The 26,294-nt window shown below is 55.0% G+C and carries 21 protein-coding genes; 11 read left to right on the forward strand and 10 right to left on the reverse strand.

Going from position 1 to position 26,294, the window contains the following annotated elements:
• Positions 1 to 59 precede the first annotated feature (59 nt).
• Positions 60 to 578, forward strand: coding sequence for a hypothetical protein (locus tag E5221_RS03775; protein WP_247846875.1), 519 nt, complete (start codon positions 60 to 62; stop codon positions 576 to 578).
• Positions 579 to 721: 143 nt separating this feature from the next.
• On the opposite strand, the gene E5221_RS03780 is transcribed toward E5221_RS03775, so the two are convergent.
• Both E5221_RS03780 and E5221_RS03785 read right to left on the reverse strand, forming a co-directional pair.
• Complete coding sequence (locus E5221_RS03780; protein WP_247846876.1) at positions 722 to 1,363, reverse strand: hypothetical protein; 642 nt, start codon at positions 1,361 to 1,363, stop codon at positions 722 to 724.
• 6 nt (positions 1,364 to 1,369) lie between these two features.
• Positions 1,370 to 3,376, reverse strand: coding sequence for an ATP-binding domain-containing protein (locus tag E5221_RS03785; RefSeq protein ID WP_173895574.1), 2,007 nt, complete (start codon positions 3,374 to 3,376; stop codon positions 1,370 to 1,372).
• Between the two features lie 1,036 nt (positions 3,377 to 4,412).
• Between E5221_RS03785 and E5221_RS03790 the strand changes: the two genes are divergently transcribed.
• From E5221_RS03790 to E5221_RS03815, 6 genes are all read left to right on the forward strand, one after another.
• On the forward strand, positions 4,413 to 5,945 hold the full coding sequence (locus tag E5221_RS03790; RefSeq protein ID WP_247846877.1) for a hypothetical protein: 1,533 nt from the start codon (positions 4,413 to 4,415) through the stop codon (positions 5,943 to 5,945).
• Positions 5,946 to 6,739: 794 nt separating this feature from the next.
• A complete protein-coding gene (locus tag E5221_RS03795) occupies positions 6,740 to 7,720 on the forward strand; it encodes an integrase domain-containing protein (RefSeq protein WP_247847722.1) in 981 nt (326 codons plus the stop codon).
• Positions 7,717 to 7,992 carry a hypothetical protein gene (locus E5221_RS03800; protein WP_183673610.1) on the forward strand — a complete coding sequence of 92 codons (276 nt, stop codon included), beginning with the start codon at positions 7,717 to 7,719 and terminating at the stop codon, positions 7,990 to 7,992. Before E5221_RS03795 ends, E5221_RS03800 begins: the two co-directional genes overlap by 4 nt.
• 168 nt (positions 7,993 to 8,160) lie before the next feature.
• The gene (locus E5221_RS03805; protein ID WP_183673607.1) at positions 8,161 to 9,015 is read left to right on the forward strand and encodes a hypothetical protein; all 855 of its coding nucleotides are present in this window, start codon (positions 8,161 to 8,163) and stop codon (positions 9,013 to 9,015) included.
• Positions 9,016 to 9,096: 81 nt separating this feature from the next.
• Positions 9,097 to 9,780: a hypothetical protein gene (locus E5221_RS03810; protein ID WP_247846878.1), complete on the forward strand. Its 684-nt coding sequence runs from the start codon at positions 9,097 to 9,099 to the stop codon at positions 9,778 to 9,780.
• A gap of 628 nt (positions 9,781 to 10,408) precedes the next feature.
• Positions 10,409 to 11,008 (forward strand): hypothetical protein, encoded by a 600-nt coding sequence (locus E5221_RS03815; protein WP_183673603.1) that lies wholly within the window; start codon positions 10,409 to 10,411, stop codon positions 11,006 to 11,008.
• A gap of 298 nt (positions 11,009 to 11,306) precedes the next feature.
• On the opposite strand, the gene E5221_RS03820 is transcribed toward E5221_RS03815, so the two are convergent.
• Positions 11,307 to 11,921 carry a hypothetical protein gene (locus tag E5221_RS03820; RefSeq protein WP_183673601.1) on the reverse strand — a complete coding sequence of 205 codons (615 nt, stop codon included), beginning with the start codon at positions 11,919 to 11,921 and terminating at the stop codon, positions 11,307 to 11,309.
• A gap of 114 nt (positions 11,922 to 12,035) precedes the next feature.
• Positions 12,036 to 13,352 carry a HEPN domain-containing protein gene (locus E5221_RS03825; protein ID WP_247846879.1) on the reverse strand — a complete coding sequence of 439 codons (1,317 nt, stop codon included), beginning with the start codon at positions 13,350 to 13,352 and terminating at the stop codon, positions 12,036 to 12,038.
• Between the two features lie 483 nt (positions 13,353 to 13,835).
• Between E5221_RS03825 and E5221_RS03830 the strand changes: the two genes are divergently transcribed.
• The 3 genes from E5221_RS03830 to E5221_RS03840 all read left to right on the forward strand — a co-directional run bounded on the left by E5221_RS03830 (position 13,836) and on the right by E5221_RS03840 (position 16,458).
• Positions 13,836 to 14,480, forward strand: coding sequence for a hypothetical protein (locus tag E5221_RS03830; protein ID WP_183673597.1), 645 nt, complete (start codon positions 13,836 to 13,838; stop codon positions 14,478 to 14,480).
• Positions 14,481 to 14,660: 180 nt separating this feature from the next.
• Positions 14,661 to 15,383: a hypothetical protein gene (locus E5221_RS03835; RefSeq protein ID WP_183673595.1), complete on the forward strand. Its 723-nt coding sequence runs from the start codon at positions 14,661 to 14,663 to the stop codon at positions 15,381 to 15,383.
• 847 nt (positions 15,384 to 16,230) lie between these two features.
• A complete protein-coding gene (locus E5221_RS03840; RefSeq protein WP_015268870.1) occupies positions 16,231 to 16,458 on the forward strand; it encodes a hypothetical protein in 228 nt (75 codons plus the stop codon).
• Positions 16,459 to 17,116: 658 nt separating this feature from the next.
• On the opposite strand, the gene E5221_RS03845 is transcribed toward E5221_RS03840, so the two are convergent.
• Positions 17,117 to 18,655: an MFS transporter gene (locus tag E5221_RS03845; protein WP_123085797.1), complete on the reverse strand. Its 1,539-nt coding sequence runs from the start codon at positions 18,653 to 18,655 to the stop codon at positions 17,117 to 17,119.
• Between the two features lie 109 nt (positions 18,656 to 18,764).
• On the opposite strand from E5221_RS03845, the gene E5221_RS03850 reads away from it, so the two are divergent.
• Positions 18,765 to 19,655, forward strand: a complete 891-nt coding sequence (locus tag E5221_RS03850; protein WP_123085796.1) for a LysR substrate-binding domain-containing protein — start codon at positions 18,765 to 18,767, stop codon at positions 19,653 to 19,655.
• Between the two features lie 185 nt (positions 19,656 to 19,840).
• On the opposite strand, the gene E5221_RS03855 is transcribed toward E5221_RS03850, so the two are convergent.
• The 5 genes from E5221_RS03855 to E5221_RS03875 form a co-directional block, all read right to left on the reverse strand.
• A complete protein-coding gene (locus E5221_RS03855; RefSeq protein WP_123085795.1) occupies positions 19,841 to 21,094 on the reverse strand; it encodes an arsenic transporter in 1,254 nt (417 codons plus the stop codon).
• Between the two features lie 76 nt (positions 21,095 to 21,170).
• Positions 21,171 to 22,445, reverse strand: coding sequence for an MFS transporter (locus E5221_RS03860; protein WP_123085794.1), 1,275 nt, complete (start codon positions 22,443 to 22,445; stop codon positions 21,171 to 21,173).
• Positions 22,446 to 22,457: 12 nt separating this feature from the next.
• Positions 22,458 to 23,141, reverse strand: a complete 684-nt coding sequence (locus tag E5221_RS03865; RefSeq protein ID WP_039614381.1) for a hypothetical protein — start codon at positions 23,139 to 23,141, stop codon at positions 22,458 to 22,460.
• Positions 23,142 to 23,308: 167 nt separating this feature from the next.
• On the reverse strand, positions 23,309 to 24,658 hold the full coding sequence (locus E5221_RS03870) for a sigma-54 dependent transcriptional regulator (protein ID WP_123085792.1): 1,350 nt from the start codon (positions 24,656 to 24,658) through the stop codon (positions 23,309 to 23,311).
• Positions 24,643 to 25,941 carry an ATP-binding protein gene (locus E5221_RS03875; RefSeq protein WP_247846880.1) on the reverse strand — a complete coding sequence of 433 codons (1,299 nt, stop codon included), beginning with the start codon at positions 25,939 to 25,941 and terminating at the stop codon, positions 24,643 to 24,645. The genes E5221_RS03870 and E5221_RS03875 overlap by 16 nt, the downstream gene beginning before the upstream one ends.
• Between the last annotated feature and the right edge of the window lie 353 nt (positions 25,942 to 26,294).

The following is a 26,294-nucleotide window of genomic DNA, read 5'->3' on the forward strand; positions in this document are numbered from 1 at the left end:
GGTGGCTCAAGACAGGGGGAGAGGTGATAATGGCAAATTGTTATCAAGGAGTGTGCTGTGTGAAAAAATGGAAACTGGTGATGCTGGCTGTGGCATCCGCCTCCCTTGCCGGGTGCTGGCAGAGCGATTACGCCTTTGAGGGGAAATACTTCGTTGCGGAGGGAGAGGAGTGCGCGCCCCCTACTACCGCCTCGGATCGCGAGCAATATCTTCTGGATATCACCAAACAGGTCCACGACGGTAAAGCTTTGTACTCGGCCAGATTCCCAATCGCTGCGAAGCTGGGAGCTCCTCTCACCAGCGAACAGAGCGTGACTGCAACAGACGATAATGAGCTGACTTTCCGGTTCAATAAACCTGAAGTTTCCGGAGTGTTTTCAGGAAGCCCGGCAGTGGAAATCATGCTCACCGTCGTGCCTAACAAGAGCAGAAAAGATCATCTCTGGATGAAAAAAGCGACTTTCACTAGCGTTCGAGACGGGAAGGTCATCGAACGAGATTTTTTAGCCAGTCTGAGAGCTGCAAGCAAGGTCGGGGAGTCCGGTGCTTGTTTGAGAAAAGATAGCGTCGCCCTATGATTGGCTAAACATCGGGCTGCCAGAGATAAGGGGGAGCGCCTTGGCGCTCCCTCCGTGTAACAAACCAATCGTGTTGCAGTTCGCTTGAGAGCGGGCAGAAGCCGCGAGCCATTTGGGATTTTCGAGTGATGCGCTAAAGTCCGCTATTTTCGCTCTGTCACTCGGCCAAGATAGTGGCAGTCTGTTTCCCGGTTGAGTATGTCTATAATTTCATCAAGTGCAATTTTTTCATGCAGTCCAATTTTGAAGCTGGCTCCATTGGTATAAAAAAGGTCGGCATGGTCTAAGGGGTGTTTGTGCCCATCTCGTCTGTCGGGGTCATGGTCGAAGCGCAGATATCCGTCTTCTGCATCAAGTAGCTCGGCCAGAACAGGCCAAAAGTCATTTGAAGCCCCACCCTGGCTTTCGAAATGTTCCGCTAGAGTCCACTCATTGATCAAGCCATTATTTTTCAGAAGTGATGCTATCAGTAGTATTTCTGAGGATAGCCTACTATCAATATCAATGCCGGAGATGGTTTTTACGGTAAATGAGCCTGCATCGGCTTCAACCCTAAATGGAAAGGCTACGGAAAAAGTTTTAGGGACGCTGGAGTAAAATAGTCTACTCATTCTGGAGTTGTGGATGTGGATTTCTGCGGCAGTAATAGCTTCATGCGGTGGAAAGTAGTTGATGATTACTTTTATTGAGTCCATCCATAGTCTCAAAATATCAAACCTGCTGCGTATGGCCTTAGTGAAAGCTTCAGTCTGATATTGGTCCACTTTGAAAATATTTACCGTCATGCCGAGCTATTCCGACGTAAGCTTACGGGCAAGCTTGTGGATCTCGACTTTAGATGCATCAGGATCGAGGAGAGACTTCATTGCACTGAGATAACGAGCGACTTGAGATTCAGGTGTGCCCAGTTCTGTGAGAATGTCTAACGCGAGATCATCGAAAGATTTAAGTCTGCCATGCCATTTGACGGAGGCTCTAATTCGATCTTGTTCTTCAGCTGGTGGCGGCATGACTCTCAATACACCGCTTTCGGAGATCTTTTCTAGACCTTCCTGAATCCTGTCGAGCGTTTGATTCATAGCCCCATTCGGGACTAAAAAATACGTCTTAAGGAAGGACCTCGTAATTGCCATGTAGAGTGCATTTCGATGATTGAATGACTCCGAGAGGTGGGAGGTTACGCAGATTACAAATGGGAACTCTAAGCCCTTCACATGGTTAGTGTTGCTGAGGAAAAGCTCTCCATCTTTGCTTGGATTACCAGATTCATAGGCTTTGTTAACAGGCCAGCCGACTTCTCTAGGTATGATCTGAGCAAGCATGTCAGACATTTCGTAAATTGCTTTTCCTTTGTCGATCATGATAATACCGACATCATTTGCAGTTACGTTGGGGTACTGTCTTTTTATATCTCTTATGCATTCTATGATTTGCAGGCAGCTTTGCTGACGATACTCTCCATTTAAGCGAATTAAGTCTACGCTTCTGCTTTCTTGAGATATGTCTTCAAATCTGCTGATAGGCTCGCGCTTGAGAATTAGCTCTCCCGTGTGCGGATCGGTATGGTTTTGGTAGCCGCAAGCATCTAAATCGTCGTTGTCTAGCCAGTTAAGTTTCCGGTCTTCGAAGTATCCCATAGCTAGCGCCTGTGCGAACATAAGCGTAGTGGGTGCCGTGCGGTAGCACTTGCTAAGTGTAAATTCCGCCTTAGCTCCGGCGTTTTTTCTTTCGTCGAAAATGCTTTGGAATATGTCGCCGGCTATGAATAGAGAGTTTTTTGTTGCCAGTTCGCATAGCACAAAGAAACTCTCGGGGAAATCTTGACTTTCATCGATCAGCATGTAATCGAACGCATATACTCCGTCCGTTCCACCTTTCGCTTTCAGTGCTTCTAAAGACAGTGAGCAAGCTCGGTCAAAATCCATGGAGCGTGACCAGGGGTGGCAGGGGATATCGTACGCGCTGCAAATAGCTGCGTATGCGCCGGAATATGGCTGGCCAGATGAACCCCATGCATGAACACAAAGAAGCCTATGGTTCCATTCAATCTGCTGCTCAACCTTCATGAAGTTAAAGAACTTCGGAATTCTTGCTCGAAGGTTAGCGGCAAGAATTTTGTTGTGGCACGTGACAGCAATTTTGGAACTGTCATCGGCAACGTAGAGCTCTTTAAGCTTGTGAAGCAGTAACTCAGTTTTGCCGGTCCCTGAGAGACCTTGTATGCGGACTTCTTTTTGTTTCAAGTCTTGATATACGAAGCGAGTCTGATCTCCATCGAAAAGCAAAATATTACGCTTAATTCGATCGAGGTCATTTTCAGGTACTTCTACACCGACACGTTCGATGTCGTTAATGCTGCCGGTGGCTAATGAAACAAGCAATTCTGAAAGGCGTTGTTCTTCTGGATTGTCTAGTTCCGACGCTTCAAGGTATTCTGCTATTGATAGATTTTCGGCGTTTGGCTTCTGAGAGGTTAAAACATTTTGCCAGCGCTTCGGTCGACCGATTTTTTCTTTGTAGTTGAATTTTGTTGAGATGTAGCCAATATCCTCAACGAAATCATCGGCATATTCTGATAGGGTGTTTTCGTCTGTGCTGCAACTTGCGAATACGATCTTTCGTTTTGGGATTAATATGGCGAAACATTTGTCTGATTCGTAGTTGCCTTTGACTTCAATCAGTGGCTTGTCGATGATGTAGCACTGTACGAATTTTTGTGCGCACCAATCGGCCAGCTCATGCAGAAAACCTTCAATTTCTGCGCTTGCCTCAATGCTACTGAAGATATAACTGCTCATATTTTTCTCTGTTCTGGATGGCGCTTGAGCGAGGGGTGGTGCTTTTTACTGAGTACTCAAGCTAGGTCGTGAACGGATGATGGCCCAACCTTGGGCCACCGGCAAGGAAAGCAGCTGTTACCGGCGGTGTCTCAGCTCTACCTACAGGCTCACCAGCTCGGATATCACCGTGAGGATGCTTTGTCCTTTGTCCTACCGCTGAGAGCGCCGAAGGTAGCCCTCAATCGCATTCCCTTGTGAAGACGAGCCCGAGCCCGAGCTGAGTACCTAGATGAGTGCCTTTTTGCATATTCAAACTGAATTCAACGCCTGATTATCTGGCGTTGAGCTAGCTGATTCGACTCCTGTCTCCGGCACCAGATCTTGTTGGCACGATGCAGGTTTTCCTGGTTTCGGCCCCTCCAAAAATGCCCGCCTTGTGCGGGCATTTTTGTTTCTGCCACATTCTGCCTGTGGCCGATCAGGCTACCTTCGGCTCAGCATCTCGACTGAGTGAATGGTTAGCTGCTTTTCACTTCCGGTTGCACGGGTTTCAAGATAATGGGTGACTGGCATTTGGCTTTCGCTCAGTGTTTTCGGGGTGTTCGGCGAAATTTTTTAAGATAGTGCTTTCACCGGTTAGAGATATTTTCAGATGGGCAAGCTTTTCATCATGATCTTCAGCTGCTGACCCCGCCTAGTCATCACACAACCCGTAGATCCACTGCATACCCTTCGGGAGATGGCCCCCTTTGGGCTGCGCTGTCGCGTAGATAACTGAAATTGCAGGCAATCCGCGTACTCTGTGGGAGCGGCTTTAGCCGCGAAGAATCCAACGCGGTGCCATCCACTGAGTTGCTTTCTTCTCGGATAAACCCAATTCCACAGGGGTATAGGTCATAGCGCCGGTTAGCGACTATTAGTTGCTGTCGAAAACGGAAAGTAATAGAGGTAGTATTAGATGGCCTTGTGCCATACTCATCGAAGGCTGTGCTCACCTTTGATAAAACTACCTACTACCCTACTTCTACCCGCGACCCTGGAACGGTGAAACGCAATGGATGCCAGCATTCAGAAGATCGAACTCTACGGCCACGTTCTCGAAACACCGCAGAGCAAGCTTGATACAAACCTGGTCAGGCAAGCATTCTCGACGATTGCCTCGACGTGGTCGCGGAAAATCAATGCCGGCTTTTACGATCTGTTTTCCAACCTGGATAGCCTCTATGAAGGCGGCGACGATCTGGCAGACGAGATCCGCACTCAGGCAATAGGTCAGAGCATCAAACTCACTGTGGCCCACGGGATCTACGATCTTGACGAAGAAGGTTTCTATGACGCGTTCATGCAGCGCTACGACTCATGGGATGATGACTTCGGCGTATTGGCCGAGCAATACGAGGCCATCGTCGAACGCTCTGCTGAGCTGGATGCGCATCGTACCAATCGCCGCCGTGGTCGCCGCCAATGGGTGGGCTACGGTTCAGAGAAGGCGGTATACGATGCCGACGCGAAAAACCTGATTTCCAATATTGGTCATGGTGTATTCAACCTGATGGCCAAAGGGGTCAGCGCACTCGGCGACTCGTTCAAGAAAAACGAGATTTTCAAGAGCCCGGCAACGGTCAAGTCTTTCGCAGACGGTGCCAGCAATATCGTCAATGCAGCCTACCTGGCGACGCTCGACGCCATCAATGCCGATTCGCCCGGGAAGTTGCATAGCTACTCGAAGGACGAGATTAGAAAGTCCCAAGCGATAACCGAGAATATTGAAAAAGGCCTGATTCCCGACGATTCCGTGCTTCCGTCGGCGATCAAGGCGATCAGTGTTTATCCCTACAACGAGCGGATCTACCCGATCCTGCTTCGCAAGTTCGGTGGTGATCAAGGGCGGCTCGATGGTGTTGTGGAATACTTCGGCATGGGCGACCTGCTCAAGGAAAAGCAAGCGCTGATCCAGGAGAAATTGCGTCAGTGCGACCTCAGTACGGTGGAAAGTTTCAACGCCAGTCGCCCGGACATCGAGCGTTATGCGCAGTTCATCTGTTATGAACGTTTCGATGAACACTGTGAGCGAGTCGTTGAGAAAATAGTGGCGCGCGAGGCTCAGGCAAGCGCGCCATCTGCTGCTACGCCGGCACTACAGGGCGCAGCGAAACACAGCGGTAGCGGGTTGACGGTGGCGACTGCCGCCCAAGGTTTCAAGTCCAATGCCGACCACAAGTTCTACGTGGCACCGGACTTGCCGGCGAAGAAGATCCTAGCCTTCGAATCCAAAAACGCGCTGAACATTGCCAAGGACGAGGTTGTGTTCTTCTTTGACGACACGGTGTTCGGTGCTGGCGACAAGGGCGTATTGGTTGATCTTGAGTACGTGTATGTACACCTGCAATTCAAGGAGTCACACCACGTGGCGCTTGCTGATATCGCAGACGTTACTATCAGCGGACTGTTGAATAAAAAGCTCACGATGGCCAAGGGTGACGGAACCACGGTGGATGTGGTACTGACCCAAAGCAACAAGGGCGCGATCAGCTTGAGCGAGGCCATTCTTGGGCTGGTGCGGTTGAGAAGGGCGGCAAGGAGCTGATAATTAGGTCAACAATCTTTGTTGGTCTGATGCTATTTGACACTACGAAGGCAGCGGCTGGATGCCGCGTCTCGTAAAAACAGTTGATTGGTTCCACTTAGGCTGTGTATGAAAACCCTTGAAACGGTTCGTTGGTACCACTGTGGCATCAGTCCTCAACGCCACGTCATTATGGGTGGTGGTTCATCTCAAGTGCGTTGAACATCTGGCAGTATGCGCAGCCACTACTCCTGTGATTGAGGTCCAATTCCACTCATGGGCCTCGTCCGAGATACGATTTTCTTACCTCGTTGCCCTGCAGTAACTTATCCGCTTGGCCAACTATTGCGCCAACCTGCGCCCGTTTCTTTCTTCTGGAGAAGAGACGGGCGCTCCTACCACTGCTGCAGCCCTGATCGCACCTAGCTTTGCGGCATTCCCCCTCGTGACAATCGGCGTGACAAATGCCGATGTCACCAGCAACAGCCATGTAGATGATGGTGCCGCAGGGCCAGGAATGGACTGCACCTGACTGACAGTCAGGCATGCCCCGGTCATCGCATTGCTGCTTGCACATGGCTCAGGATCTTCAGGCGCTGGTCTCGTCAGCCAGTGCTGCCTCCACCCGCCCACCGGTAAAGGTGTTCAGGAGGCCAGATCATGAGATGCCCGTGCTCCCGGTCGTAAGGAGCCGCCAGTCCCGCGTTAAAGGACATCCCCACAGGTCGCAGGGGCCTTTATCCCTGATAACACTCAGCATTCTTGGCGGGATGACGTGGGGCGAGAATTGGAGATCGGAAGATGGGGTGATCGACATGGCATTGGTAGGTAGGCGCGACGGTCGTAATTTTGGCTACGGCAGGCAATTGAGCTACGCAGGGCCGCAGGCCCTGAAAGACATGTTTGGTGGCGGCCACTACGGCACGGTCAAGGCGCACTGTGATCGGTGGCGGGCATTCGTAAAGTGGAGCCGCTCCGAACAGGGGCCCGGTATCAATGATGCGCGGCAGATTGATCGAAAGGTATTGGCCGACTACGCGGCGTATCTGCGCGGCATTGTTAAGAGCGGTGATCTCGCCGTCAGCACCGCGCAAAACCGATTATCCAGCGTTAACAGGACCATGGCAGCGCTTCGCGGTGATCAGCATGTGAAACTGCCAAGTCCGAGCAAGGCGTTGGGTACGCAGCGCAGCGGAATTCGACACTCGGTGCCACAGGGCCAAGACCGCAAACAGGTTAAGCAGATTGTCGATGTACTTTGCCGCGATCATCAGCAACGGGCCGCTGCAATCGTTCTGTTGGCGCGAGCCACCGGCATGCGCTTGCGTGAGGCCATCCTAGCCGACTTGCCACGGCTGAGCCGTGAGGCTAACGACCTAGGCAGGATCAACATCCAGGATGGCACCAAAGGCGGTCGCACCGGCGCGACGGCGCCCCGTTGGATCGCAGTGAACGACCATGTTCAAGGTGCGCTCGAATCGGCACGGCAGGTTTCGCCTGCGGGTAGCCGCAACCTGATTGCGCCACACGAAAGCTATCTGAATGTTCTGCAAGAAGTCGTTCGCCCTGCGCGTGCCATCCTGCATGCATACAACCTCAGAGGCTTCCATGAGCTCCGTGCAGCGTTCGCATGTGAGCGCTATGAGCAGATCACCCAACACCCCGCGCCAATCAATGGTGGCCAATGTTGCCAGGTAGATAGGAAGCTTGATCACAAGGCTCGGAGGCGAATCAGTTACGAGCTTGGGCACGGTCGGATCGACGTGGTCGCGGCGTACATTGGAGGGCGGACATGAACAAGCCATTCGATATGGAGTTGTTCTTGGCTGGCGTGCTGACCGGATCGCACTCCACACAACAACGCCATTTGCGGCAGGCTAGATTCATCCAAGCAGAAATCTCAGAGCGCTGGCAGCGACAGACGCCTTGGGCTTGGCAGAAAAAGCATGTGGATTGGTTTCTTGAGCATCGCCTAAATGCACACAGCGAGGCGACGCGGTATTACTATCTGCTGACTGTGCGGCTACTCGCCCGTCGTTTGCAAAAAGCATGGGTGTTCAATCTCTGAGGGATACTGCTCTTGATAGGCACGACTGAACGTAATCGTCCCTTTGCGGCCGTTCGAGGCGCCACGAAACCAGGGGCGATTGAAATCTACGACTCTAGCCTTGGGAGTTCTCTGCCGATTCGTGACAGCCTAAAGCCAGCCACCATCCAAGATTTAAGAGAACTCTGAATGTCGCTACCGACCAAAACGCCCCTTCGCAACGTTCACATGCGAGCGTTAGCGAGCGTCAACGACCAATTGTGCCTCACCCTGTTTATGCACGAAGATGTCGCTGCTCGTTGGCAGGAGCTAGCTGCGTTGCGTCCGACTGAATTCACGAGCGAAGTGTTCCCAAGCAACGAGTTCGCTGATCGAATACACATTCCTATGACACGCCTGTTGTCATTTCGTGATGCTCAGCTCAATACTTCACTGGGAGTGAGCTTCGCATTTGCAGTCGAACAACTGCTCCTCTTCATTGAGGCTGCTTTACAGCACTGGGGAGATATAGCTGAAACTCCCATTAAGCTGGCTGATCCCATTGATGAGACCTTGAATCAGTATTTGCTGACGCATAATGTGCCAATAGAGCCCTCATTACTGAGGACGGTCAAATATCTGAGATTAAGGCGAAACCACGTAATCCACGGAGCCACTGAGCTTTCGACCGAGTATTCGAAGCTCCTGAAGCACGACGCATCACGTCTTCAGCAATTCTGGGAGGCGCGCTCAGCCATCCCAGGTCTGAATTTCGGAGACAAATCGCCAACAACCTTTTCTCCGAGTGAGACGATTACGTTGGTCAAGCTCGTCAGGGTGTGCCTTGAAGAAATTGACACTTGCGTTGCTGGTCAGTTGCGGCCAAATTGGATCTTTCGGTCAATCAATGCGGGGCTTCTGAAAGATCGCCATGAACTACGGGTGACAAATCCGGTGGTGGTGGGGCGAAGAATCCGAAAGATCAAAAATAAGTCGAGCTCGATGTATGGTCTGCACGTTCAAGCGTCAGATATTGCGAGTGCTCTGGGAGAGTCATTTCAATAGTTAAGTCAATGCTATACAGACAGGCCTTTGATAGGCTGGTTAACTGAAGTCTTTGTTTTTTGATAGTCACTGTGAGGAATAATGAATCGCACCGTACCTGAATGGCTTATTCAGATAACTTGGTGGGGCTCCGGGATTTTTGCAACTGGGGCGCTTTGGTATTTTATATCAGTTAAAGACTACCCCTTTGCGCTTGGGTCAGCTGCTACGGCAACTGTACTTGCTATTGTCGCAGTGCTTCTACACCGGCGAAAGGATCAGCTCGCAGAAAGTCAAGTTCCAGCCGAGGTGAAGGACTCGCTTCCAGATGATTATATAAGAAGATCGTTCGATGACCCTAGCGATCTACGCCTCTTTGATGGTTTGCCAAACATTAAGATGCTGGCCTATGCAAACGCACAATCAGGTTGGGGCACAGGCGTAACCATCGAAATGAGGAAGGCTTCCTATGATCTTGTGGACTTCTATGAATTCTTTTGGCTTAGATTGGCAGAGTTCTATTCACACAAGCACCTTGGTTCAGGTGGGGCTAGTGCCTATTTTCGTCAGTACGTTCGTGAGCGATATAAGTTCCATTGGGCGAAGCACGAGCCAAGCGGCCCAGGAACAGGGGGCACCATTGTTGGTGTTCTAACGGGCAGAGATGTTATTGAGGATCTTGATCGACTTATAGTTGACACTGCGACTGCAATCGTTGGCTACAGGGATGATTTTGATTTCACATCATGGCTTCAACGCTGGAAGGACCTGCCCTCCGATGCTTAACCTGTCATTCAGCAAATCGCCTAGTAGTACTAGTTAATTATTGACGCCAAATCCATCGCTGGTGCGGGTGCAGGAATTTAAAGCTTGATTTATATGCGGAAACATAAGTTCCAACGTAGGTATGCAATGAGATTTAAAGTTTTGCCCGTTGATTCTCCTCTAAAAGATTGACCGTACGCCGCTCTCGCTTGAGGTAGGCAGTAGTCGCGAAGAAGTAGCTCTGGCATAGGTTCACCTCATAGCGTTCACCGTCGTGAGCCCAGCCAATTACCGGGTTTTTTATGCACGGATTTGACGCGAGTGGCCGCCACCGACCCATGGCGGACCTTAGACACGGGCCGCGTTCAGCTGGAAAATGTCACTTGGATGTATCTAGAAGTCTTGGGGGAAATCACCGATCAAGCCGCTGATGTGCCCTATAGATATCTTGAGTAATCCTTATCAAGCGTGCGCTTCTTGAGCATGGAGCAAGTGCGCCCGCAAGGAGTGAGGTCGTTGAGTACGGGGTTGATAAAAGTTTTTCGTTCTGATAATTAGTGAGTGAGGCCGCAACGGACTCCTGCGTTCTGGCACGTCGTGTCACTGCAAGTGCGGTGGAAGCCATCCTTCAGTTATGGAAGAAGATTTTATGGAAATGCAGAAGGACAAAATTTATCTATTTGATCATCCGACTCTTCAGGGTTACAGGATCATAGATGGATGGGTTAATTTGCACGGAAAAACTGTAGGGGTTGTTGGCAAGAATAATGGGTCACGGCGATTCTATCCAGAAGGAGTTATTGATTTTTACTCTCATCTTCCGGACTTACCAAAAGAGTGGAAGAAATCCATAATTATTCGAGGGCTAACTGCGATCCTGCCTAGTGAGGAATTAATTCCTCTTTACGAAATGCATTCTGAGCGTCCGAGTAGTATTGAAAAGCGGCGCGCTGAAACGTTGCGCTATGAAACTGCGTTCAATGATCTGGCCAATGAGATCCTAGATGAGGTCAAAGGCTACCTGGGTGAAAATCACGATTCCGCGGCAGTTAAACTCTTCTATAATCTGCTTGTATCATTTAAGAGCCGAATGGGGCGTGATGCTTCTTTGCCAAACTTGAATGGCTTTTTCTTAGGCCTTCAGGCTGCGTCGATTTTAGATGAAAAGCAATCCAAGCTTACTCGTGAGAAAGTTGACCAGCTTCATGAGCTTGGAGGTATATATTCAGACTATATATCTCACCGTTAAATAATACTTCCGGTATTGATGGTGGGGCGTTGACATTAATTCCTGATAATAGAGGGCTCCACCACCTCGGAGCCCCGCAGAACTGTGGCCCCTGAGGCATTTCGACCCAGCTTTTGCAGTGCGAATCGACGTCTCTGCGAGCGTTTCAACCAGATGCTGTACCCGATGTCGGCGACTGATACTTCTTGACCTATAGCTGCTCTTCATCAGTGGCATTTGAGAGACGTTAGCGTTCCCTCGTGACCGGCAGCTTTCGGCCAAGAACTGTCGCTCAAGTATTTATCGAACCAGAGGCGATTCATTCGAATGCGAATGGAAATTCCCATTCAGATCCGTCCTTCAAGCGGTCGAACAATTTTTCAGGGTTTTTAATTTCTGAATGGTCAGCTAAATCCAGGTAATAGTTAAGCCCGTCATGAATGTAATAAACAAGCCACTCACCCGTAAGTGCTCCCCTCTTTCGTCTTGACTCGATCCCCTCATAAACAACTGAATGTGATATTCGATTGGCCATAACAACGCGATATCTTTCAATGTCAGCATCGTCCTCTTCAGCCATAAAGATTTCTCGGAGCTTTTCCTTGAATAGGCCGTGTTTAAGTGCGTAATCACCAAACCACTTATTTTGAAAGTTCTGCGCCAAATGTCTTGAATCGCAATAATGCTTATGCCAGAACCTACCTAGAATAGGCCCTCTAAATTTTTCAGCTGCTTTGGTTCCTGTAGAGCGGCTAGTTGGTGTTCTCTCTAGTAGTGCAATTTCATCTAGCACCGAGAATTTATTTATCCGTCTAAGAGATGACAGCAGTTGAAGCTTTAGTGCTAAACTTTGACTCAGTCGGTGTGAATAGGGTTGCGACAACGTAACGCTTTTCTTGAGCAGCAGTGAGTCGTATCTATGAAGTAAGGGCATAGGTTTTCCTCCAGCACGGATAGCTCTAGGTATTCTAGATCATTCGATGTCTGCTCCTGGCCGATAGCAGGCTCTGGCTGAAGACCGCTAACGACAAGCAGCGGTGAGAGACTTTCAGTCAAGGGCATCACGCCGGCACTCAGCTTTTTGAAGCATTGCAGCTAAGCGATCTGTTTGCACTTTGATTTGAGCCCTGGTTTCATAACCAATCGAGATGAGTCCAGCAATTTCCAATATGACCCAAGCTGCCCATTTGCTTATTGTAATTATATCGCGCTCCGATACATGGCTATGACTTGCGTCATGCACTGCTCTGGAACGCAACTCATAAAGTGTGTCGATCTCCTTTTCAAGTTCTTTCCATTTATCTAAGCTTGCAAAGCCGTAGCTTCCAAATGTCAGCAGCGCGGTCAATCCACGCTTGATTTTATTTGTGGTCTCGCCCGAGTTTTCGAAGGAAAAAAAGCACTCAATACAACTCCAAAACTTTACCAGTTGCATCTCTTCTGATGTGTCTGTCTGTGCATCGAAGAACCAATAGATGGCGCGACGCACTGCGTGTTCCGCGTCAGTCCCACTATTCCGCTGGATGATTTCAGCTAATTCAACGAACCATTCGGACTCGTGTAATTGCTTGACGAGAGCATCATCTAGGTCGATTGATTGGAACCCTCGCATAGATGAGCTTGTGCATAGTTCATGAGATGAGGTCTCAATCGAAAACCACGTCGCCGCGCTCGGCCTAATTCTACCATCCATGCTGGGCGTCAAGCGGACAGCGTAGCCACCTTTTTCCAGAACGGTTGTCAAAGTGACGGCTAGTAAACCGCACGCAGCTTTGACGTCTTTGAAAAATTGCTTTTCTGCGTATTTTCTACTTCCCGTGATCTCAGCAGAAACCCAGAGCCCGCTTTTCATTCGTCCCCACGCACCGTCAATCATGGATTCGTAGGCAACACAATTCTGAAGAATTGCTAGATCTGGAGTTTGCACAGTCAATTTACCGACTCTCACCTGGTTGACACCGACAAGCCTCAAACCATCGAGAGTCGTGTAAAATACACGGGTAGCAATATCGCTTTGAATAGCAGCATCCACTGCGCACAGAAAGGTATCGATATCCTTTAGGGGCGTTTCCTGTTCATACATACGCCCTAACACCAGTTTGCATGTTTGATAAATATCATCAGGCAAAACCAAGTCACGACTTGGTAGATGTATTTCTACGATTTCCACCAAGCGCAGAAAACTTGTATTCGCTTTGTTGGAGAGATATACCTGGCCACCGCTGGGAGTTACGATCTCTCGGTACAGCCTTTCCATTACCTCAAATTCCTTGAGTGCTTTGGGCGCTGGCATCAGTTCCTTCGTTCGGAACAACGTAGCAATATCGCTATCAGCAGCTCTTCGCGTCTTCGGATGCATTTCCATCAATACGGCCTGCTATTTTAAAGTGAGCTGCAAGGATAGCGTAGGGCACTGGTTCATGATCGTAGTACTTTCATCGAATGCGTCCGGCGACCTAAGTATACGTGAGCGGTCTCGCCCTGCGGGTCTTCGACATCCAGGCCGCGATGCAGCTTACACCTTGGTAGATGCCGATTTCACTGCACCCACGATTCGCCAGGACGGACAGGTTTGGGTCGATTACGGTCAGTCGTGACCGGCTGCTTTCGACCCTAAGCGACCTTCCGTAAGAGGCAAAAAACGGCACTGCGGGCCCCAACCTCTGCGCCCAGGGATGTCAGCGCGACGCCAAGCGGACCCAAATGTACCAGCTACGACATTGAGTTACGCAGGAAACTCGCTGCGTCTCGACCAAAATTCTAGAACTCATCCAAACAGCTATCGGCTTCCAGTACACTTGGACCGCAGAAAATTCAACTAAATTTTGGCCAAGACAGTGGTTGCTGAATGAAACATGCAGAAGAGTATCTCGAAAGAACAGAAAGCGCCGTACGACTTTTATTCAAGGCTGTGGATGGTTACCTCGAAAATTTAAGAGCGGGTATAAAGCCCATTTTCGTCTCGGGACTACCCTACGGGCCAGAGCAAGATGCCCAGTATGCTGCCTGGCGCATAGAGAATGCGGATGCGTTAGAGGAAGCGAAAGCTGCCCAGCGAGCTTTTCGAGCTGAGACTTTTGCTCTCGACACTATATGCGGAGCGATACTGCAAATCGCAGAAAAGGGTTTAGAAATTTATTCAGAGAACACGCAGGTGCTGGAAGCTTGGACAGCAAAAATCCCTCCGTCTTTAGCGAAGTTCTGTGTCGGACGTGTAGTGCGAAGCACTCCTTTAGGACTCATAGTGTACGCAGCTCGAAATCAGCATACTCACTTCAATGACCCCCAGCTTCGAAAAGCTAGCGCAAGCGTTTTCGCGAATCTGGCCTCAGAACATGGATATAGTTGCTCCGCACTTGATCCAGCTTTCGACTTGAACAATCCAAGTCTCACAAGCTATGCGGGCAATGTAACAGCCCTCATAGAATGGAGAAGCTTTGAGAAATACCAGGACGACATGTGCAGAATGCTTGGCCTGCAATACCGGTCTTAAGAATGTAGTGAAAAGAGCTAGAAAGCTAACCCCAGACATCGTGAATTGCTCTCAATGACCGACGGCTATGGGGCGGCTGCCCTTCGGAACACTCAGCTAGCAGCTAAAATTTTAAGCATAATGGCTGCTAGCAAATCAAAAGTAGTTCACGTAACACTCCATAAAATATAGGACTTTTAAGTGATTAATGGATTTGCTGATTTCAAGATGTCAAACTCGGGTGAAATAAGTGATTGCTATAGAGCAAAGTCAACCTCTCAACTCAGCACGGAAGAGCTGGCAAATATTCATCTGGATATAAATCGCAAATGGCACTGCCTGACTGACGGGAATATCTCAAGCAACATTTACGACTTGAACGAAGCAGTAAACGCAGCGTTTAATAACGCCCGTACAGAACAGTATGTCCCACTGCTAGCCTGCTTTGCCATGCTGGACCAAATTGGTAGCCTATACCAGCGCACCGATATAAAAAGCCATTACAATAACGGAATAAAAAAAGCGTTTGATAGCTACTCAAACTTTAAGTCGCCTGACGACCTAGAGGCCATAGTGACATTGCGTCACGGCCTTCTGCATAACGGAAGTCTAACCTGCATCAATAGTCGAACCGAAACAAAAGTTTTTTTTCGCATGATCAAGAACAGCAAAAAAATCTATACACCACCAAAGAAACAATGGGACGGGATCTATCATGATAGCATGTCTGACTTTACTTCCCTCATCGATTTAAGGGAGCTTCACAATACAACAAAAGAAATCATCAGTGAGTGCAAGAGACTATTGCAGGATAAAAAGTTAGAAATTAAAGTATGTGCACCGAGGGAGCTATTTTTCAAATATCTATTCCTATCTCCTCGCAATGAGGATATTAATTCTCTAGCGGTCTCGGCAACGCTTTAATGAGTTATGCTTTAAGCGAGCTTAATTTTAGCGATGGCCAAACCCCGCCTTGATCGAGCGCAAACAAGATACCATATACTTGAACAATCTTAGCTTTTCTATACAACTACGAACCGCGTCTTGTGGCCCTTAGCAGTCCGTCCTGAAGGGCCGCTATGGGTCGGTTTCTGCCGTTCCTTACGTACCATTTAAAGTGGGTGGGAGGAGCCTCCGCAATTCCTGATTCGATTCCACAGAAAGCCATAACCAGCTGGTTTGTTTATAGACACCCTATGAGGTACATCAAAAAATCCACCAAATTCCAGACCCGCGAAAGCGGGCCCTCACGTCCAACAACCGTCCGTCTGTCTCCGCACCAGAATGAGTTGTCGTGTTTCAGGTCCTCTAGCTACGGCTCGCTCCCCTAGCTGACTTTTGCCTACAATTTTCCGCGAATATTCATACAATGGAGAACCTTGCATTAGCGCCCCCTCAGCGATACCTTGCTCCAGTCGCGGCCAATTCCGCGACCGGGTTTGGCGACCCGAACGAAAAGGCGCAACGGCGCCCCGACCACGATTGCAGGCGCTTTTTTTGCGTCCGCAGTTTCGTGTAATGGCGGCTGTGCGTGGGAGACCTTCGGGTCTGCCGAGTTCCTTTTCCTCGGTTCGCCAACCTGCGTACAGCTGCCACCCTAACCGTTTGGCGACGGTCAGCGTGGTGCTTCAACCGAAAAGGACCGCATGCATGTCTACCTCAAGTCCACTCAAGATCCTCGCATCCGTTCTCCACCTTTATTCCTGGACGACGCTCAGTTACTTCACCTCCAGCCAATCCCGCTCCGTCTCCGCCCAATCGGAGGCACGCCATGACTGACCAAGAACGCCTATCCACCATCCAAAGCTACGCCTGGACCCTCGAACTGTTAGGCGAAGCCCTGGTCCAGCACGACGAAATGCTGGAGTGCGAACACAACCCACACCTGAGTTTTCGTAACACGGCCGGTATCCATCAGGCGATCCGGATCATCAGCCGTTTGGCCAGTGAGCAGTGTGGGAAGGTGATGGAGCGAAACGGCCAGGACCCTGTTAGTTAGGCAGGATCATTGATGAGCGGCGGGCCGGATAACACCCTTGCGGCTGGTCCTCTGCTAAAGGCTTTCTGGTGGTGTATTCCTGTCGGGTAGGGTTATGGGGCTGCTGCGCAGCCCTTCGCAGGCAAGCTAGCTCCTACAGGGACCGCGCTAGTCCCTCCAGCACGACGAAATGCTGGAATGCGAACACAACCCCCACCTGAGCTTTCGCAACACGGCCGGTATCCATCAGGCGATCCGGATCATCAGCCGTTTGGCCAGTGAGCAGTGTGGGAAGGTGATGGAGCGAAACGGGCAGGGCCCTGTTAGTTAGGCAGGATCATTGATGAGCGGCGGGCCGGATATCACGCTTGCGGCTGGCCTTCTGCTAATGGCCTCCTGGTGGTTTATTCCTGTCGGGTAGGGTTATGGGGCTGCTGCGCAGCCCTTCGCAGGCAAGCCAGCTCCTACAGGGACCGCGCTAGTCCCTCCAGCACGGCGAAATGCTGGAGTGCGAACACAACCCGCGCCTGAGTTTTCGTAACACTGCCGGTATCCATGAGGCGATCCGGATCATCAGCCGTCTGGCCAGTGAGCGGTGTGGGAAGGTCATGGAGCGAAGCGGCCAGGCCCCAGAGCGTTAGGCAAGATCCCGTTGTTGCGTGTAATCGCCATGCCGTCGTCAGCCCCGCACAGAATCGGAGGCTGGCAGGCTGCTGTGAGGCGCTTTGGCACGCCTTGCCTGCTCGTCTTGACCAAGCAAGAAGAACGCCGCTCCAGCCGACAACACGGTGAACCCGATCAGCACCAGCACCAAGGTGCCGAAGCCGTCCAGATACGCGGCCTGCAGCAGCAACGGATCGACGCCCTGAACCTGGCCCAGGTCGCCCATCACCAGGCGCTGCGCCAGTTCGCTGTAATCGCCGGCAGGCAGTACGCGCCCAAGACTGTTACCTACCAACGCGGTGAGCAGGGCGATGGTGATCGCCAGGGCGACACCTTCGCCCGCTACCCGGGTGGTGTTGAAGATGCCGGTGGCCATGCCTGCTTGTTCTTTGGGGATCACGCTAACCGCCAGCCCGTCCATCAGGCCCCAAGGGAAACCGGTGCCGATACCAATCACCAGCATTGCCAGCACCAGTTGCTGGTAATCGCCAATAGCGGCATGGGCCAACAGGTACAACCCCGCGGCCGCCACCAGGAAGCCTGCAGCCGACAGCACGCCAGCACTTACCCAGCGGGTCAACCAGGCGGCCAGCAGCGGGACCACCAGCATCGGCGCCGACAGTGCCAGCATGATCAGGCCGCTGTGCATCGGGGCGATGCCTTCTACGCCGATCAAGCGAAACGGAAGCAGTACGATCAGCACGATGTAGCAATAACAGGTGCCGATCGGCAGAATCTGCACCCCGACAAAGCGCGGGTATTTCAGCAGGCTCAGCTCGAGCATCGGCTGCCTGGCGCGCAGCTCGATGGTCACGAACGCCAGCAAGCTCAGTGCCGCGCCGCCGAACAGGCCCAGGATCAGCGGGGAGCGCCAGCCGGCCTGCGGCCCCAGGATGATCGCAGTGGTAAACAGTGCGAGCATGCTCGAGAAGGCAAGCACACCGGGCAAGTCCAGCTTGGGCGCTTCGGGGTTAAAACTTTCGCGCATCCGTGACAACGCCGCCAGCAGCGAGATCGCAGCAAGGACCGCAGTGCTGACGAAGATCGAGCGCCAGCCGAACTGTTCGATCAGCAGGCCGCTGACCATCGGCCCGAACGCCAGGCCCAGCCCGAACGTGGTGCCAAGCAGGCTGAAAGCGCGCGTGCGGGCCTGGTCCTCGAACTCTTGGGCCAAGGCAGCGGAGCCACTGGCCAGGGCAGCGGCGGCGGCAACGCCTTGCACCGCCCGCAGGGCATCAAGCCAGACGATGCTGTAGACGCTCGCCAGCAGGATGCTGACGATGACGAACAGGGCCAGGCCCAGCGTGAACAGGCGCTTTCGCCCGTAAATGTCCGACAGGGTTCCGGCTGCCATCAGCAGGCTGCCGAAACTGAGCATGAAGGCGTTGGTGATCCAGGTAAGCGAGGACGGCTCGGCATCGAAGGCCTTGCCGATGGCCGGCGTGGCCACGGCGCCACCGGTGAAACTCAGCGGCAGCACCAGGGCGGCCAGGCAGATGGCTGCCAGAACATGGTAACGGCCCGCGTGCGGGGTGTGGTCAGTAGCCTGATCCATTGCGCTATCCCTCCTGTTGTAGCACCGTGCGCGTTAAATCTATATTGGCCGCAATTATGGATAAACAGGCTGGAACTCCACTCATAATGGACAAAAAGGAAGTAATGCCATGGAAAGCCTGAACGGCATCCTCGCCTTCGTGAAAACCGCCGAGTCGTTGAGCTTTGTCAGCGCGGCACGGGCGATGGGTATTTCCGCATCGGCGGTCGGCAAGAACGTTGCCCGCCTGGAGAGTTCGTTGAAGGTGCGGCTGTTCCAGCGCAGCACGCGCAAGGTCAGCCTGACGGCGGAAGGCCAGCTGTTCTATGAGCGCTGCCGGCGCATTCTCGACGACCTCCAGGATGCGGAGGCCATGCTGTCCCATGCGATACAGGCCCCGCGTGGTCGCTTGCGGGTCAGCCTCCCGACCATCGGCTACCGTTTTCTGCTGCCGTTGATGCCGGCTTTTCGCAAGGCATACCCTGAAATCGAACTGGAAATGGACTTCAACGACCACCTGGTCGACCTGATCGACGATGGCTTCGATGTGGTGATCCGCAGTGGTGGGCTAGCCGATTCAAAATTGATGTCGCGCAAGCTCGGGCCGTTCCGCTTTGTCCTGTGCGCAGCGCCTACCTACCTGGCACGCAAGGGGCGGCCCCAGACGCTAGCCGACCTGGAGCGACACGACTGCCTGCGCTATCGCTTTGTCACGACCGGCAAGATCATGGACTGGAGCCTCGGTGCCGATCCCGAGATTACCCAGTTGCGCTTACCCACGGTGCTGACGCTGAACAACATGGAGGCAATGCTGATGGCTGCGGTGGACGGCCATGGTATCGCCTACATGCCGGACTTTCTGGTACGTGAATCGGTCAGGGCTGGCGCCCTGGAAAGCCTGCTTGATGCGCATACCTCCGACCAGGGCCAGTTCTGGGCGCTGTGGCAATCGAGCCGCCACCTGTCGCCGAAGATCCGAGTGTTCGTCGACTTCATCGCCGAGCGTTTGTTCAAGGCGTAAGTTGCCCGGCGCCTCCAACGATCTCCACAACACATAACTCATTGAGTTGGCAGTGACCTTGTGGGAGCGGGTGTGTCGAGGCGTCGAACCGCCGCGAACACCGGCGCAGCCGGTGCCAGGCATCGCGTTGGATTCTTCGCGGGCACGCCCGCTCCCACACGGTACGCGTACCGCTTGCGAGCGCTTCACAAATGAAGCAACCCCAACGCCCCGATCAAGGCAGGCGGCATTACCAGCGCCCCCAGGCGCAGGAAGTCCAAGGCACCGACGTGTTCGCCTTCACGGCGAACGGCAACCAGCCAGAGCAAAGTGGCCAGGGAGCCGGTAATCGACAGGTTCGGCCCGAGGTCGACGCCAATCAGCAGCGCCGCAGTGGTTTTCGCGGGTAAATCGACAATATGGCCAACGGAACCTGCGATCAGGCCGGTCGGCAGGTTGTTCATCAGGTTGCCGGCGATAGCCGCGACCACGCCGGCGCCCCAGCTCGCCTGGGTCTCGGAGCTGCGCGCCAGCGCGGCCAAACCATGGGCCAGGTGCTCGATCACACCCGTCTGTGCCACCGCTTCCACCAGCACGAACAGGCCCGCGACCAACGGCAGTACGCCCCATGCCACACCTTTGAGCACCGGCATCGGGTTGCGCCGTTGGCGCAGGTGGATCAGCCCGGCCGTGGCGATGCCGGCGCAGAAGGTGGGCAAGCCGAGTTGCCGGTCCAGGGCGGAGGTCAGCAGCAACAGGGCGCCTGTCAGCACGATACCCAGCGCGCACAAGCGTGCACCGCTGGACAGCGGTTGCATTTCGATAGTCGTTGCCAGGGGTTGGCGTATCTGTTTGCGTTGGGCCAGCCGCAGCACCAGGTAGGTCAGGCCGATGGCCGCAAGCGACGGCAAGGTGAACTGCCGCAGCCAATCCAGCAACGGCGGCATCTGGCTGCCGAACACTACCAGGTTGGCCGGGTTGGAAATGGGCAGCACAAAGCTGGCGGCATTGGCGATGAAGGCACAGATGAACAGATAGGGCAGCGGCTCGGCCTTGGCCGCCCTGCATGCGGCATACACCGCTGGGGTAAGCACCACCGCCGTGGCATCGTTGGAGAGGAACACCGTTACCAGTACCCCCACCAGGAATACCAGGTGGAACAGGCGCTGACCGGAGCCCCGGGCATGCTGCACCGCGTACATGGCCAGCCAGTCGAACAACCCTTCCTGGCGTGCCAGTTCGGCCAGCACCATCATACCGATCAGAAACAGGTAAACATCGCCACCCTCGGCGACAGCGCCGAGGGCCGTGGGTAGTGGCACCAGGCCAAACGCGGTCAGCAATACAGCGGCGCCGACTGCCCAGACATATTCCGGCACCCGCCAGGGGCGCAGGATTACCCCACCGGTCGCAACGGCGGCGACGGCCCAGATGAGCGAGGATGGATCAAATACAGGCATGCAGTTTACTCAGGTGAATGAATGAGTTGGCGCGGCTTGGCCGGGTGCCAGCCTTTGGTGGATGGCGTGCAGCACGCTATATCGTGTCAACGTTATTTGGCTGAGCTGGCAATTGCCGGCTTGGGTGTCCCTTCCTAAGGCCTGTCTGATAGGTGAGTAGCCCGATTGCAGCCACGATACCCAGAACGACGAAGGCTGTGCCATAGCCGAAATGTTGCGCGATCCAGCCGGCGAGTGCGTGGCTCATGGCCGCGCCTATTCCCTGTATCGTCATCACTGCACCAAGCCCTGCATTGATGTGCCCAGTGCCGCGCAGGATGGAAGCGACAAGCCCAGGCAAGGCGACACCCAGCAGGCCTGCCCCGATTCCATCAAGGGCCTGTACCGGAATCAGGGCCCACGGGGACTCCCAGCAACCGGCGATCAGCCCGCGCAAGGGCAAGGCCAGGAGGGCGGCAAGGATCAGTGCCCGATACCCGTGCCGAGAGGCATGCCGCCCGGCCCAAAGCGCGACGGGAATCATGACCAGCTGCGCCACGATGACAGTGGATGCCGTGAACACGCTGGGGTCGGCCAGCCCACGCGTGACAACCGACTGTGCCAGCAAGGGCAGCATCGCGGCATTGCCAAGGTGGAACAGCAGCATGGTGATCGCGAGCAGGCCCAGTTCGCGCGAGTGCGTCAAAACCCGCACCATGGAAGGCGAGGGGCTGCTACCTTGCGCAGGCTGGTTGCCAGTGAGGTCACCACCGCGGGCACGCTCATGATCGATGTCATGTGGATCGATCTTGCGCAAGCAGGCAAGAGCCGCGCACGCCATCAGGGCCATCAGGACGAATACGGCTGACAGCCCCCAGCGGTAGCCTGCCAGCCCGGCCAAGGCAGCCGCTACCACGTTGCCGGCATGGTTCCAGGCTTCGTTGATGCCGAGCTGCCGAGACAAGTCTTTCTGATCAACGATGCCCAAGGTGATGCCCATGATGCCGGCGCCCATCAACGCACCCACAACACCCGTCACCACTTGAGAGGCGACGGCGACGCCGAACGTTGGCGCCGTCCATAGCGCTGCCGTGGCGAGAATGAGTGCAATGGCGCCGCTTGCCAGAAGCAGTCGCTTGTGGCGCGAGGCGTCGATCCACGCGCCCATCGGCGTGGTCGCCAACATGCCTGCGATGCCGCCCGCGGCCATCACGTAGCCGATGTCATCGGCTCGCCAGCCGTGGCTGGCCAGAAACACACCGAGGAAGGGGCCCAGGCCGTCACGGACATCGGCCAGGAAGAAGTTGAGGCCGGACAGCCAGCGCCGTGAGCTGGCATGCGCCGGGGTTATGAAAGGCGTTGCCGGGTGCATAGCGGCATTCCCTTATGGCGCGCGGTCATAGAGCGGCTGCAGGGTGGATAACGTGGTGCCCATGCTGACCGCTTCCAAAGCGGTGCCAAATGCATTGCGCGTGCCCAGCCCGGATGCTGCGAACGGTGCGCCCGTCTGCACGGAAATACGCAGGCTTTCTGACGGGAAACGTACGATGCTGCCATCGCTCAGGATGACGCCGTTGGCCTCGCCCCGTGGGCCAGTGAGCACGGTCTCCACCTGGCCTTCCACCTGTTGGGGCTGCAGGCGCTGGGCGCGCAGGTGTGGCGGCAGGGCTCGGCCTTCGCCGACCGATGGCGGCTGGTCGTACACGGTGCGCCCGCTGTCGGCGTGGATGATGGCGTCGGCTTTGACCGTGCCTCGCGTTTCCGCCCGCCCGATGATGCGGACGGCGTCCCCCACTTTGACCGTGGCTGTGAGCGCATCGGCCATGTGCGGTGGAAACTTTGCAATGGTCCCGTCGCTCAGGCGCAGCCCGTCGACCTCACCATAGGGATTGATGAGCAGCCGTTGCACCTGGCCTTCCACCACGTACTGGCTCACCAGGCCAGGTGTTTCCACACCTTGATGCGGTGTTGGAGGCAGATGGGCGGCGGCGGGCGGCATGGCATGCGCGCTGAGGCTACCCAGACCAATTGCCAGTGCAAGAGATGTGGCGATGAAATACCTGGACATTGGAGAAGCTCTTTTGGGTTGGGAACACCCAACCTGTAGCGCAAACACCATGCCAGATAAAATTATTAATTAAATCAAACGGTTATGATTGATAGGAGTGATGTGCCGTCCGATTCCGTGACGCTAAGGTGTCACGGAATCGGACACCTCCTTTGCGTGCGAAGGGGTTAGTCCAGATCGAACTCGGCCAGCTTGCGGTAGAGCTGCTGGCGAGACAGACCGAGGCGCCGCGCCGCCTCTGCGCGGTTGCCCGCCGTCGCAGCCAGGGCGCGCACGATCATTTCGCGCTCCAGCTGGGCAACGGCCTGTGCCATTGGGCCTTCCCAGTCAATGTCCAGGCCCGGGGTGGGCGCCGCCGCCGTCTGCAACCCGATGTGTTCGGCCTCGATGACCGGGCCGTGGCTGAGGATGGCAGCGCGCTCCATGGCATTGCGCAGTTCGCGCACGTTGCCCGGCCAGGAATGGGCCAGCAGCATCCGGGCTGCCGCCGCGCTCAACCGCTTGGGCGAGTCGCTGCCCAGCAGGCGTAGAAAGTGTTCGGCCAGCAGCAGCACGTCGCCCAGGCGCTCACGCAGCGGCGGCAGCCACAGGGGCACTACCTGCAGGCGGTACCACAGGTCTTCCCGGAAGCGCCCCTCCTTGACTGCGCTGGGCAGGTCTCGGTGGGTGGCCACGATGATGCGCACGTTCACCGGCTGGGCACGATTGGCGCCCACGGGGGTGATTTCGCGTTCCTGCAGCACCCGCAGGATCTTCGCCTGCGTGGCCAGCGGCATATCGCCTATTTCGTCGAGGAACAGGGTGCCGCCATCGGCCTCGCGAAAGCGCCCGGTGCGTTCAGTGATGGCACCGGTGAACGCGCCTTTGACATGACCGAACAGCTCGCTTTCCATCAGTTCGGCCGGGATCGCCGCGCAGTTGACGGCGACGAAGGGGCCGGTGGCTCGCCCGCTGTTGCGATGCAAGGCGCGCGCGACCAGTTCCTTGCCTGTGCCCGTTTCGCCCAGGATCAACGCAGTGGCATCGGAGTTCGCGGCCAGCCCGATACGCTTGAAGACCTGGCGCATGGCCTCGCTGCTGCTGACCAGTTCGGTGCCATCCACGGGCTCTTTTGCGGCAGTTGATGCCCCGGCCGCCTGGGGGTTGTCTGGGGTGTTGGCTGCCCGTCGCAGGGCCCGTTCGAGCGTCTCGATCAGGGCGGCCCTGGTCACGGGCTTGGTCAGGTGGTCGAACGCGCCCAGGCTCATCGCCTCGATGGTGTTGCCGCCACTCGCATAGGCGGTGAGCATGATGCAAGGCACCTGCGAGATGCGCGCCGCGCGGCGCAGAAACACCAGGCCATCCTCGCCCGGCAGCCGCAGATCAACGATGGCCGCATCCACGTCCTCGGTGCGCAGCCTGTGCAGGCCTGCATCGGTGGTTTCAGCCTGCAGCACCGCATACCCCAGGTCTTGCAGCATTTCTGCAAGGCTGTCGCGGAATGCGGCGTCATCGTCGACGATCAGGATTCGGGCCACGGTAGCTCCATCTCTATGCGCGTTCCTTTGGCCGACTCGGCGAGACCGACCCGCCCGCCGTGACCCTGCACGATCTCGCGCACCAGCGCCAGCCCCAGGCCGGTACCTCCAGCGCGGTTGGTGGAGAACGGTTCGAACAGTGTATCGCGCAGGTCATTCGGAATGCCGGAACCATCGTCCGCCACCCACAACAGCAATGTGCCGCGGTGCGTGCGATGTGCACCGAGCTCGATTTCACCGCGTTCTTCCGTGTGCGCCAGCGCATTGAGCAGCAGGTTGTCAAAGACCCGCGCCATTTGTGTCGGGTCGAACAGCGCAACTTGCTTCGCGCTAGCGGTCAGCTCCGGTTCAACGGCCAGTGTTATTCGTACGCCTTTCTTTTGCGCTGCTTCGGCGTGGGCATTACGCCGCTCCTCCAGCCATTCCTGCAGGTCAACTGCCTGGCGCTCGGCGCGGAAAGGTTGGGTCAATGCCAACAGGCTCGACACCAGCGTCTCCAGCCGTGCCGTTTGCGACAGTACGGCCTCCAGGGCGCCAACCACGCGTGCTTCGCGCCGGTCAGCCGGTGCAGCCATCGCGTTTTCCACCTTCATGCGCATCGTGCCCAACGGGTTGCGGATCTCGTGTGCAAGCCCGGCGGAAACGCGCCCCAGCGTGGCCAGGCGTTCGGACTGGGCCAGTTGCTTTCGCAAATGCGCCGACTGGCGCTGCCAACGCGAAATCATCCAGCCCAGCCATGCCCCGGAGACAACGACCAGCGCCAGCAGCAGGCTTACAGCGAGTATCAAGGTATTGACTGTTTCTGTGGCCAAAAGCGGAACGCGCATCAGGGTCCAGGCGATCAGCTGCCGGTCATAGGCCTGAACGGGGCAGGCGGCGAAAGCCACGGCTTCGCGTAAGCCCGGTCGCACATCCGCCACCAGGCCTGCAGAATCCTGCGCACGCTGGGCCGTGGAGGCAATGCGCTGCAACTCGGCGCTCGGCGGGTCGCGTTTGATTCCCGTGCCGTCGTAGGTTGGGAAGGCGTAGGCCACCACACCCGCATCCGCTCGCCAGAAGCCGCCCTCCATGCCCGGCTGATCGCGCAGTGCCAAATCCAGCACTGCCTGTGCGGCAGCGGGGGGCATGAGATCAGGGTGGTCTTGTGCAGGCGGGAGCTGCTGGCGAACCCGTGCCGCACCCGCCTGGAGCGCCTGGCAACTGGTCGAGGTGAGTTGGCGCGCCTGCGCAATCTGAGGGCCGGCGCCTTGGCGGCTGATTATCAGCAGCAGCCATCCCAGCACAAGCGCAACTGCGGCAATGGAAAGCCACAGAATCAGCAGATCACGGCGAACGGAGGGTTGCAGTGACAGGTCAGGTTTCCTTTGATGTGGGGCACCGCTGGTCAGTCGGTGGGCGTTCTGCTGGCAACCTTGCCAGATGGAAAATCGCCGTGCAAGGACGGGGTCGGTTGAATTAGCAGTGACTCTGTGGGCGCTTGGCGGTGAACCAGTACTTTGTGGCCATTGGCGATGCGCGGCAGGTGAGCTTGTCCAGTACCTTCGAGTTCTAGGCCAGCCTGCACCGGCCTTTTCGCGGCTAAAGCCGCTCCCACAGGTACTGCACTGCACTCGAAGGTGGCGCGGTCCTTGTGGGA

This window comes from Pseudomonas sp. A2 (genome assembly GCF_023100865.1).
GTDB classification, from domain to species: domain Bacteria; phylum Pseudomonadota; class Gammaproteobacteria; order Pseudomonadales; family Pseudomonadaceae; genus Aquipseudomonas; species Aquipseudomonas asiatica.